An 11,485-nucleotide genomic window follows, 5' to 3' on the forward strand; every position below is an offset into this window, starting at 1 on the left:
TACCGAGACCCAGGTGCCGGCCGGCCCCCAGACCATGACGCCGTCCGAAGCGTTCGTGGAGACCATGGTCGCCAATGGCGTGACCGAGATGTTCGGCATCATGGGCTCCGCGTTCATGGATGCCATGGACATCTTCGCCCCGGCCGGCATCCGTCTGATCCCGGTCGTGCATGAACAGGGTGCCGGCCATATGGCTGACGGCTACGCACGCGTATCGGGCCGCCATGGCGTGGTGATCGGCCAGAATGGCCCGGGCATCTCGAACTGCGTGACCTCGATCGCGGCCGCATACTGGGCCCACAGCCCGGTCGTGATCGTCACGCCGGAAGCTGGCACCACCGGCATCGGCCTGGGCGGCTTCCAGGAAGCCAAGCAGCTGCCGATGTTCCAGGAATTCACCAAGTACCAGGGCCACGTCACGCACCCGCAGCGCATGGCCGAGTTCACCGGCCGCTGCTTCGACCGCGCGCTGGCCGAAATGGGCCCGACGCAGCTCAACATCCCGCGTGACTACTTCTACGGCAAGGTCAATGTCGAGATCCCGAAGCCGCAGCGCCTGGACCGCGGCCCCGGTGGCGAACAGAGCCTGAACGAGGCCGCCGAGCTGCTGGCACAGGCCAAGTTCCCCGTGATCATCTCGGGCGGCGGCGTGGTGATGGCCGATGCCATCGAGGAATGCAAGGCACTGGCCGAGCGTCTGGGCGCGCCGGTGGTCAACAGCTACCTGCACAACGACTCGTTCCCCGCCAGCCACCCGCTGTGGTGCGGTCCGCTGGGCTACCAGGGTTCGAAGGCTGCGATGAAGCTGATCTCGCGCGCCGACGTGGTGGTCGCACTGGGTTCGCGCCTCGGGCCGTTCGGCACGCTGCCGCAGCACGGCATGGACTACTGGCCGAAGAACGCGAAGATCATCCAGATCGACGCCGACCACAAGATGCTGGGCCTGGTGAAGAAGATCTCGGTCGGCATCTGCGGCGACGCCAAGGCTGCCGCCATTGCGCTCACGCAGCGCCTGGCCAACCGCACGCTCGCCTGCGACAGCAGCCGCGACGGCCGCGCGACGGAGATCGCCAACGAGAAGGCCGCATGGGAAAAGGAACTCGACGGCTGGACGCACGAACGTGATCCGTACAGCCTGGACATGATCGAGGAGCAGAAGAACGAGCGCACCTTCAACGGCGGCACGTACCTGCACCCGCGCCAGGTCCTGCGCGAACTCGAGAAGGCCATGCCGGCCGATGTGATGGTGTCGACCGACATCGGCAACATCAACTCGGTCGCCAACAGCTACCTGCGCTTCGAAAAGCCGCGCAGCTTCTTCGCGGCGATGAGCTGGGGCAACTGCGGCTACGCATTCCCGACCATCATCGGCGCCAAAGTGGCCGCACCGCATCGCCCGGCGGTTTCGTACGCCGGTGACGGCGCCTGGGGCATGAGCCTGATGGAAACCATGACCTGCGTGCGCCACAACATCCCGGTGACGGCCGTGGTCTTCCACAACCGCCAGTGGGGCGCGGAGAAGAAGAACCAGGTGGACTTCTACAACCGCCGCTTCGTCGCGGGCGAACTCGACAACCAGAGCTTTGCCGAGATCGCCAAGGCAATGGGCGCGGAAGGCATCGTGGTGGACCGCCTGGAGGACGTGGGCCCGGCACTTAAGCGCGCCATCGACCTGCAGATGAACCACGGCAAGACCACGATCATCGAAGTGCTGTGCACGCGTGAACTCGGCGACCCGTTCCGCCGCGACGCGCTGTCCAAGCCGGTGCGCTACCTCGACAAGTACAAGGACTACGTCTGATCGAGTCTGATCGAAGCTGCGCCCTTTCGTTCGCGATCGGGTGCGCCCTCTCCCGCTTGCGGGAGAGGGCGATAACACCAAGGGCATAGCGCTGATCGCTGGCCCTTTTTTCAGTCTTACCGAGCCTCCCACCATGAAGCCCATCCTCCGCATCATCGATCGCGCGCGCGCCGCGCCACGTCGCATCGTCCTGTGCGAGGGCGAGGACGCGCGCATCCTGCAGGCAGCCGATCGCGCCGCGCGCGAGGGCATCGCGCAGGTCATCCTGGTGGGCAACGCGGCGCGTATCAACGATGCAGCGGCAAACCAGGGCATCGATCTCACTCGCATGACCATTGTCGACCCGGCTACCTCGGCACTGACGCCCTCCTTCGCGCAGGCCCTCTACGCCATGCGCCAGAAGAAGGGCATGACGCTCGATCAGGCGCGGCAAGCGGTGCTCGATCCGCTGTGCTTCGCCAACCTGATGGTGCGACAAGGCCATGCCGACGGTTCAGTAGCCGGTGCGGTTCACACTACCGCGGACGTGGTGCGCAACGCGATCCAGCTGATCGGTCTGGCGCCCGGCTTCCGGCTGGTTTCGAGCTTTTTCCTGATGATGCTGTGCGAGCCATTCCACGCGCTCAAGGGCGGGCTGATCTTCTCCGATTGCGGGCTTGTGGTGGACCCCGACGCCGAGGAGCTATCGGAGATCGCCATAGCCGCGTCAGACAGCGCACGTTCGCTGCTCAATGAAGATCCGCGTGTGGCGATGCTGTCGTTCTCGACCTGCGGCAGCGCGAAGCATGCGGCCGTCGACAAGGTGGTAGCGGCTACCGAACGCGTGCGTGCGCAGCGTCCGGGCCTCGCCATCGATGGCGATGTGCAGCTCGACGCCGCCATCGTCGCCGAGATTGCCGAGCGCAAGATCCCTCATTCTCAAGTGGGCGGCCATGCCAACGTGCTGGTCTTCCCGAACCTCGAAGCCGGCAACATCGGCTACAAGCTCGCCGAGCGGCTTGGCGGCGCCAAGGCCATCGGCCCGATGCTGCAGGGGCTCAGGAAGCCCGCCAACGACCTCTCGCGCGGTTGCAGCGCAGAGGATGTGTTCCATGTCATCGCTGTCACCGTCGTGCAGGCACAAGCCGCCACGGCACAGCAACCATCATCCGGAGAGCAGGCGGCAGCATGAAGCTGGAATTGTTGATACCCGTGCTGGGCCTGCAGGCCCTGCTTGGCGCGGGAACGTATTTTCAGACGGTGACGGGCTTCGGCCTCGGCATGATCGTGATGGGCGCGACGAGCGGGCTTGGCCTCGCGCCGGTGGCCACGGTGGCCGCCGTGGTGAGCCTGGTGACGCTGGCCAACAGTGCGTTCGCACTGCCGGGCAAGATGCAGCATATCGACTGGCGCGCGGTATTCGCCGCGGCCATCGGCATCCTGCCGTCGGTGGTGGCCGGCGTGCTGCTGCTCGACTACCTCAGCAGCACCGCGGCCACGCTGCTGCAGTTGCTGCTTGGCGCAGTGATCCTGTATGGCGGCCTGAGCGCGGCGCTGCGCCCCGAGCCGCTGCCGCGACGCTCCGGCGATGGCAGCTTTCTCGTGAGCGGCATCTTCGGCGGCCTGCTGAGCGGTATGTTCGGCGTGTCCGGCCCGCCGCTGATTTTCCAGTTCTACCGCCAGCCCATGAAGCCGGTGGAGATCCGCTGCGCGCTGATCCTGGTCTTTACCGTGACCTCCAGCGTGCGCACCCTCTTCTCGGCCTGGCAAGGCCAGCTCGATGCGCAGATTTGCCTGCAGGCCGCCATTGCCGTGCCTGTGGTGGTGCTGGCCACGGTGCTGGGACGGCGCTTTCCGCCGCCGTTCTCTGCGACCACTACGCGGCGTATCGCGTTCGGGGTGCTGATGGGCATTGGCGCGAGCCTGATGGTGCCGGCACTCGTCAGCCAGCTCGGCTGAGCGCAGTCCGCCCAGCCGACCCATTCGGGTGAAAGCGGATCGCCGCCGCGATCCCCTGTCTCGAGGCGAGAGCCCGCTTAAGTCAAGTGTTCAAACAATTCATCACAAGAAGCGCCGCAAGCGACCAATAATGCTTGGGTTGTCCATCACATGCTGCCTCCCCCCAGGGCAGGACAGGGACGGCCATGCAAAAGAAAAGCAACATGAAGTTGCGGCATCATCCGGTGCTGCGTCCCATCCCGCAGTCAGTCCGTACCTTGTGCCATCTTGCGGGCTCGCGCCATATGGTGTGCCTGCTCGTCGGCGGCATGTTCGCCGGACTGGCGCCGGAAGCAGAAGGACAGACGCCATGCGCCACCGTCGGCACCGGCCAGGTTTCCGCCACCAATACCTGCACGGTCCCCACATCGACCGTGATCGCCACCACGGCGGCAAACCCTGTCGCCGTGACCGGCACGGGATCGGCTGCCAACGTCAGCGGAGAGGCATTGACGCTGAACCTCGGCGTCGCTAACGCCGGTGGGGCCAGTGCGCAGGCAGGGGCCAGCATCCAGCTCACAGGAGGCCAGGTAACGACCACGTCGAACACGGCTGCGACGGCCAACGGACAAACGGGCTTGCTCGCAAGCGGCGCAAACAGCGCAATCGGCGCGAACGGCACCACCATCACCATGACCCCGGCGGCCGGGGTCAACCTGACCGCAGCGCGCGCCGTCGATGGCGGCACCGTGACGCTCACGAATACCGCGATCAACATCGGCAGTGCCGGCAGCGGCCGGAACTTCAACCACGGCCTTGTGGCAAGCGGCGCAAACAGCAATGTGTTCGCGACAGGCGTCAACGTTACCGCCCTGTCCAACTTCTCGCAGGCGGCGCGCGCGGAGCTTGGTGGCACCGTCACCGTGACCGGAGGCTCGCTGACCGCCACGGGAACGGGTAACGCCGCCAGCGGCCCCGTGGCGGCCGCCGGGGCATTTTCAGGCGGGCAACTGAACATTCGCGGTGGCACATCGCTCAATGGCGGGGCCGGGGCCGAGGCCTATGGCCTGTACGTGAAGGATGCGGGCTCGGCGGCCACGGTGTCCGATGCCACCATCAGGACAGATGTCCGTGCAATCGGTGTACTGGCCGATGCGGGTGCTACGGCCACCCTGACAAACAGCACCGTGCAGGCGGGCACTGCACGCGGCGTCTGGGCCAGGGGCAACGCCACGATTGGCCTGGTCAACACCAATGTCTCCTCGCAGAGCTATGCGGTCACGAGCGGGGAAGGCGGCGGCATTACGGTCAATGGCGGTACCTTGTCCGGCTCGGGCCAGGTGCCGACCATATCGGCCGGCTCGACCGTCGGCATCGCCACGATCACGACGCTGAACACGGCGATCGTCAGTAGCGGCAGCGCCAACGCGGCAGGCGTCTACGCAAACACGGGATCGCTCATCACCCTCAACGGCGGCACCGTCGATACTTTCGGCACGCTCGACCGCGGACAGACGCCCAATGCGCTCGCGGCGGTCAATCCGGGCGCACAACTGGTTGCCAACGATGTCATCGTACGCACGCACGGCGAGCGCGCACTGGGCGTGGCCGCGGACGATGGCGGCACCATCACGCTGAACCGCACCACGGTCACGACCGACAGCCTGCGCGCACTGGGCATTTATGCGGGCGTCGATCCGACCAAGCCCGGCGCCGCGACGGTGATCGCGAGTGCGAGCCGCGTCGAGACTTCCGGCCAGTTTGCACATGGTGTCCAGGCACAGGCTCGGACGAGCCTCGATATTCCCGCGACCGTCACGCTGAACGACAACAGCACGGTCACCACGCATGGCGACGGTGCAGTCGGTCTGCGTGCAGTCCTGAAAGGCAAGATTGACGCGACACAAAGCAGCGTCGTGACGGCAGGCGCGGCCGCGCACGGCATGCTGGCGCTCGGCGAGCAAAGCCTTGTGACGCTCAACGGCGCCACCGTCACCGCTGGCGGCATCAATGCGCATGGCGGGATCGCGCAGGACGGCGGCATCATCACCGGCACGAATGCTGTCGTGACGGCGAACGGTGCCAATGCGGCGGCGATCTACGTCGCCGGAGACATCAGCCCGTCCAGCGCGGGCTTCACCTCATCCACGCTGCGCAATACCAGCGGCCCGACCATTGCAGTGGGCGGCAACGGCACCATCAGTCTGTCGGGCTCCACCGTTTCCGGCAGCAGCGAATGGCTGCGTGTAGGCACGATCGCCGATTTCCCCACGTTGCCCGCCGCGGAAGACCCCATCTCGCGGCCTCAACCGCTTCCGCCCGATGACGTGGTCCCGTTGCTCGCCCCGCTGGCGCTGTCGCCAGGCGTCGGCGCCATCAAAACGCCACTGGCGACCGCCGGTGGCGCCACCCTTGACGTGTCCGCGTCCACGCTGACCGGTGCGGCCACCACGCTGTCCGGCAGCACCTCCACGGTCACCGTACGCGATGGCACGGTGTGGAACATGACCGGCAACTCGAACCTTACCAATCTCACCAACGATGCGAGCCAGATACTCTTCTCCGCGCCGGTAGCGGGCGCGTTCAAGACGCTGACCGTCACGCGCTATACCGGCGCCAACGGTGGCGTGATCGGCCTCAACACGGTGCTGGCGGGGGACAACTCACCGTCCGACACGGTAGTGATCGACGGTGGCACGGCAGGCGGCCAGACCGGCCTGCGCATCACCAATGCCGGGGGTGCGGGCGCGTTGACGACCGCCAATGGCATCCTGGTGGTCAACACCGCCAACGGCGGCACAACGCAGTCCGATGCTTTCCGGCTCGACGGCCGCGCGGTGGCCGGCCCCTACGAATATCGCCTGTTCCGCAGCAGCGTGGATGGCACCAATGCCGATGCGTGGTACCTGCGCTCGGAGAAAACACCCCCTCCTGCCCCGCCAACGCCACCAGACCCGCTCTATCGCCCCGAAGTCGCCGCGTACCTGGCCAACCAGCGCCTGGCCGGCCAGATGTTCGTGCACAGCCTGCACGACCGCCTGGGCGAGCCGCAGTACGTCGAAGACCAGGGCTTCGACCATGAAGAAGACAAGCCGCGCAGCGGCTGGCTGCGCATGGTCGGGAAATGGGAAGGCAGCCACAGCAAGGATGGCAATTTCAAGGTCGATACCGATTCGTTCCTGCTCCACGGCGGCCTGGAACTCGCCAAATGGAAGGTGGCGCACGAGGAAGACCGCGTGCATGTGGGGCTGATGGCTGGCTACGGCTACGCTCGCAGCGATGCCGAGGCCGCCGCCAACCCCGCCCGTGCCCACGGCACAGTGGAAGGCTTCAGCCTGGGCGCCTACGGCACGTGGTACCAGAACGACGAGCACAAGCTCGGCACCTATGTCGATACGTGGTTCCAGTACGGCTGGTTCAACAACAAGGTAGAAGGCGACCAGCTTCCCACGGTGAGCTATCACGCACAGGGATGGGCAATATCGGGCGAAGTCGGCTATGCGATGCCGACGCGCTACGACTGGGTGATCGAACCGCAAGCCCAACTCATCTACGTCAGCTACAGCGAGGACGACATCACCGAGCCCAATGGCACGCACGTGAGCGGAGCGGACTCGAACGGCTTGATCACCAGGCTCGGCGTGCGCGTGCATCGCACCTTCATTCGCGAGGACCGTCGCAAGCTGCAGCCCTACGTGACCTTGAACTGGTGGCACACCAACACGGACAGCAATGTCTCGTTCAATCAGCTTCCGCTGGGCAGCCTCTATCCGTCGAACCGGTATGAGCTGAAGCTGGGCCTGAATGCCGATCTCGGCAAGCGCTGGACCGGCTGGGCGAATGTCGCCGGCGCCTGGGGCGCGCAAAGCTACCACCAGTACGCCGCACGGGTCGGGGTGAAGTACACGTGGTAGCGATGCATCGAGGATCGAGGGGGCTGTTCCCGACTCACACTATCCGCAATAACGTTCTGACGAATTCACTTGTTGCACATCAGGACATAAACAACAATTCTGGGGCGTGCCCTGCAAGAGGCCGCTGTGGTTGCGGAACGCCTGCGCGTGGCGCTGAGCGAAAGCCGGTGCGCACCGTCCACAAGGCCGATGGCAGCCGCTGGCACCACGATGCACTGAGGCCCGCAAGACGCCTACGGCTGCGGCCTTCCGGGCCCCTCAGACGACCAGCTTCAGGCAACGGTTCCCGCAGGTTGCGCCAGCGGCGCCGGGCCTTGCTCCTCTCCTCCGCCGACCTGTCCGAGATCCATCCCGGTCGTCTCGGGCAGCAGCAGCGCGGCCATCACGACCATCACGTAGCCCACCCCCGCAACAATCGCGATCGCGATCGGCAAGGACGTGTGTCCCGAACTCAGCCATCCCACAGACAGCGGGAACAGCGAGCCGATCACGCGCCCGGCGTTGTACGACACGCCGTATCCCGTCGCACGGATATCGTTGGGAAACGATTCAGAAATCGTCGCGCCGATGCCCGAGAACACGCCCTGCATCAGGATCCCCAGCGGGAAGCCGAGGAACAGCATCGACGTGTTCGACACCGGGATCACCATGTAGACCAGCGCGGCCACGAAGGCCCCCGCCGCGAACACGATATAGGTCAGCCTCCGACCCCAGCGATCCGTCGCATAGGCGCCTGCCACATAGCCGATCAGTGACCCGATGATCGTCACTGCCAGGTAGGAACTCGTGCCGAACACCGACAGGCCACGCTCGGTCTTGAGAAAGGTCGGCAGCCACGTGGCGATCGCATAGTACGCCCCGAGCATGCCGCCCGAGAGCAGACTGCACAGCAGCGTCTTGGACAGCAGCGGGCCACGGAACAGCCGGCCCAGCCCGGCCAGTGCCGTTCCCTGTCGACCAGCCGCGCGGCTCTTCAGGAATACCTCCGGTTCCTCCAGATTGCGGCGCAGGTAGATCACCACCAGCGCGGGCAGGATGCCGAGGAAGAAGCAGACGCGCCACGCCGTTTCCGCGGGCATCACGCTGAACGTGAGCGCGTAGACGATGGCCGCCGCGCCCCAGCCGAACGAGTAGCTGCTCGCGGTGAAGCCCGAGTATTTGCCGCGATGCGCGGGGTTGCGGATCATCTCCGTCACCAGCACCATGCACAGCGACGATTCGCCGCCGAAGCCCAGGCCCTGGATCATGCGGAACAGCATGAGCTGCTCCGGCGACTGCGCCAGCCCGCACAGGAAGCAGGCGATCGCGAACACGACAATGGTCCAGCGCAGCACCCGCACGCGGCCGTAGCGGTCGGCCAGGATGCCGGCCCCGATCGCGCCGACCAGCGACGACACCAGCGTCCACGTGACGATAGCGCCCGCAGTCGACTTGCTCATGCCCCACTGCCCCAGCAACGTGGAGATGAGGAAGGAATAGATCATGAAGTCGAACACATCGACCGCATGCCCGAGGAAAGCGCCATAGAAACCCTTGCGCTCCATGCGCGACAAATCGCGGAACCAGTCAAACATGATCCCTCCCTATGTTGTGTGGGGGTCTTAGTGGTGGAGGTTCGCCGGCAGCGTGGACGGCCGCGGCGGTGGCCGGAAAGCGTGGCCTGCGTCTTCGAGCAGTGTGGCGAAACGCAGTGCGGTGAGATCCTGGTAGCGGCCGGCAACGATCTGCACGCCGACGGGCAGGCCGTTCGACGCCGGCCCGATCGGCGCGACGGCCGAAGGCAGGCCGCACAGCCCGGAATGGCCGGCCCAGAACAGCTGCGTGGTCATCGGCTGCGCCTGGCCATTGACGTCGAGCATGCGCGTCCATGGCTCGCCCGCTTCATTCAGCTTGAAAGCGGTTGTCGTCGCGGCAGGACACAGCAGCACGTCATGGTCGGCAAAGAAGTGGCGCCACGCGGCCGCGAAACGTTCGCGCGCAGCCTGCAGGCGCAGCCAGTCGCGATGGCTCAGCGTTGCACCGGTGTATTGCAGAGTGGAATAGGAGGCATCGCCCGCCGCGGCATTTGCCGCACGGTGAAGCGCGTCGGCATAGGCCGCGTCGTCCATGTGCAGCGAGGTGGTCGCGCGCAGCAAGGTGACGTAGGCATGCCACAGCTCGGCGGCCTCGAAATCCGGCCGCGCGTGCCATGCCACGCGCGCGCCCTGCTGCGCGAGCCAATGGCCAAGCTGCTCGATCTGCGTGGCGACTGCGCTGTCGGCTTCGGCCTGCGGATGGCTCGGCAGCACGGCAACGCGGAAATCGGCGAGCCGCCGATGCGGGCAAGCGGGCAGTTCGAGGCGGTATGCCATCTCCTGGTCGCCGTGCGGGCCGGCGATGGCACGCAAGACGGGTTCAAGATCGCGCGCGCTGCGGGCCAGAGGACCGGCCACGTTGATGTCCTGTTCGCCGAAGCGCGCCGGTCCAGTGCCGTGGCCCGCCAGCGGCACCAGTCCATGGCTAGGCTTGAGCGAAAAGATGCCGCAGTAGTGGGCCGGGTTGCGCAGCGAGGAGCCGATGTCCGACCCGATGTCGAACGCCGACAATCCCGCGCACACGGCTGCCGCACTGCCGCCGGACGAGCCGCCTGGCGTACGCGACGGGTCATGCGGATTGCGGGTAGTGCCGTAGATCTCGTTGTAGCTCTGCCAGTCGCGCAGGCCGAGCGGGACGTTGGTCTTGCCGAGCAGGATGGCGCCGGCATTGCGCAGTCGCTGCACCACCATGGCATCGCGCCGGGCCACGTGGCCGCGCAGGGCCGGGTTGCCGCAAGTAGTCGGCCAGCCGGCCACGTCGAACGATTCCTTGATGGAGAATGGCACACCGTCGAGGAGCCCGCGCGCCTGTCCCGCGCTGCGCCGCCGATCGCTTTCCTGCGCCGCGGCGCGGGCGGCGTCGAAGTCAGACACCACGAGTGCATTGATGATCCCATGCCACTCGTGCCAGGCAGCCTCGCAAACCTGCACCAGTTCCACCGCCGATACCTCGCCAGCGGCCAGCCATTGCGCCATCTTCCACAACGGCGCAAGCCCGGTTGTGCTCCGGTCAGGCAGGTTCACGTCGACTCCTTGTTTTCATCCGTGGCAGTGCACGGTGGGGCGTTGGGAGAGACTACGGGAGGGACTGCGATGTGTTTCGGTATACTATATTCAGTTTTTCACGAACGGCAAGATGATTCTGGGCGGATCAGGACGCTGGACGCGTAGTGCCGTCAGAGAAAAGAAGTGATACGGGGATGGGTATGGCAGGCAGAACGCCTGCCAGAGGGGTTAGCTGCAACGCAGCAGCGTAGCAGCCAATGGTGCTGACCGGACGGTCGGCTCAGCAGTGGTGGCGGCGCGGCGCATGGCCGCTCAACGCCAGGAAGAACCGGCCGATATCCCGCAGGCGCAGCGGCACCAGGGGGGTCGCATGCCGGACTGCGTCCCGCGCCGCGTAGTAGCGCAGCAGCTGCTGGCCGACGGGTTGCGAGAGATAGCGTTGCTCGGGCGACTTCATGGTAAATCCCAATTGAATCAGATTGACTACAGTATACATATAATTGGTGCAGTGCGCCATGAAGTGGGGCGCAATGCACTGTTGCAGGGCGTGCAATGGCGGGTTGGGCGATGGGAACCGACGCTGCTTTCAATATAGCTGGGTTATCGGGCTTGGCATGCGCTGCTGTTTCGCCGGCGTAGCCGGCGAGTCACTTTTGTCCGAGTGGGTATTCCGGCCCATCGTGACCGACGATTCCGGACGAACGTGACCGAGCATTCCGGTTCATCGTGACCGACGATTCCGGGCGAACGTGACCGATTTTCCGGCTGTCCGG

The 11,485-nt window shown here is 65.7% G+C and carries 7 protein-coding genes; 4 read left to right on the forward strand and 3 right to left on the reverse strand.

Annotated features, from left to right (window positions below; all coding sequences use genetic code 11):
- Nucleotides 1-34: 34 nt before the first annotated feature.
- From xsc to KHO41_RS18735, 4 genes are all read left to right on the forward strand, one after another.
- Complete coding sequence (gene xsc / locus KHO41_RS18720; protein WP_376989794.1) at nt 35-1,801, forward strand: sulfoacetaldehyde acetyltransferase; 1,767 nt, start codon at nt 35-37, stop codon at nt 1,799-1,801.
- Nucleotides 1,802-1,934: 133 nt separating this feature from the next.
- Nucleotides 1,935-2,972: a phosphate acetyltransferase gene (pta, locus tag KHO41_RS18725; protein WP_211954774.1), complete on the forward strand. Its 1,038-nt coding sequence runs from the start codon at nt 1,935-1,937 to the stop codon at nt 2,970-2,972.
- Nucleotides 2,969-3,739, forward strand: coding sequence for a sulfite exporter TauE/SafE family protein (locus KHO41_RS18730; protein WP_211954775.1), 771 nt, complete (start codon nt 2,969-2,971; stop codon nt 3,737-3,739). Before pta ends, KHO41_RS18730 begins: the two co-directional genes overlap by 4 nt.
- A gap of 185 nt (nt 3,740-3,924) precedes the next feature.
- Nucleotides 3,925-7,632: an autotransporter outer membrane beta-barrel domain-containing protein gene (locus tag KHO41_RS18735; RefSeq protein ID WP_211954776.1), complete on the forward strand. Its 3,708-nt coding sequence runs from the start codon at nt 3,925-3,927 to the stop codon at nt 7,630-7,632.
- 272 nt (nt 7,633-7,904) lie between these two features.
- Here KHO41_RS18735 and KHO41_RS18740 read toward each other — a convergent pair whose 3' ends face one another.
- From KHO41_RS18740 to KHO41_RS18750, 3 genes are all read right to left on the reverse strand, one after another.
- Nucleotides 7,905-9,206, reverse strand: coding sequence for an MFS transporter (locus tag KHO41_RS18740; RefSeq protein WP_211954777.1), 1,302 nt, complete (start codon nt 9,204-9,206; stop codon nt 7,905-7,907).
- 27 nt (nt 9,207-9,233) lie between these two features.
- Nucleotides 9,234-10,730, reverse strand: coding sequence for an amidase (locus KHO41_RS18745; RefSeq protein ID WP_211954778.1), 1,497 nt, complete (start codon nt 10,728-10,730; stop codon nt 9,234-9,236).
- 262 nt (nt 10,731-10,992) lie between these two features.
- Nucleotides 10,993-11,169, reverse strand: coding sequence for a hypothetical protein (locus tag KHO41_RS18750; protein WP_211954779.1), 177 nt, complete (start codon nt 11,167-11,169; stop codon nt 10,993-10,995).
- Nucleotides 11,170-11,485 lie beyond the last annotated feature (316 nt).

Origin of the sequence: Cupriavidus numazuensis, assembly GCF_905397435.1 — a bacterium.
Classification (GTDB): Bacteria; Pseudomonadota; Gammaproteobacteria; order Burkholderiales; family Burkholderiaceae; genus Cupriavidus; species Cupriavidus numazuensis.

What these genes read in the sequence shown, in the direction of transcription:
- xsc (WP_376989794.1), top strand. Translation starts at nt 35, where the DNA reads ATGACGCCGTCCGAAGCGTTCGTGGAGACCATGGTCGCCAATGGCGTG.
- pta (WP_211954774.1), top strand. Translation starts at nt 1,935, where the DNA reads ATGAAGCCCATCCTCCGCATCATCGATCGCGCGCGCGCCGCGCCACGT.
- KHO41_RS18730 (WP_211954775.1), top strand. Translation starts at nt 2,969, where the DNA reads ATGAAGCTGGAATTGTTGATACCCGTGCTGGGCCTGCAGGCCCTGCTT.
- KHO41_RS18735 (WP_211954776.1), top strand. Translation starts at nt 3,925, where the DNA reads ATGCAAAAGAAAAGCAACATGAAGTTGCGGCATCATCCGGTGCTGCGT.
- KHO41_RS18740 (WP_211954777.1), bottom strand. Translation starts at nt 9,206, where the DNA reads ATGTTTGACTGGTTCCGCGATTTGTCGCGCATGGAGCGCAAGGGTTTC.
- KHO41_RS18750 (WP_211954779.1), bottom strand. Translation starts at nt 11,169, where the DNA reads ATGAAGTCGCCCGAGCAACGCTATCTCTCGCAACCCGTCGGCCAGCAG.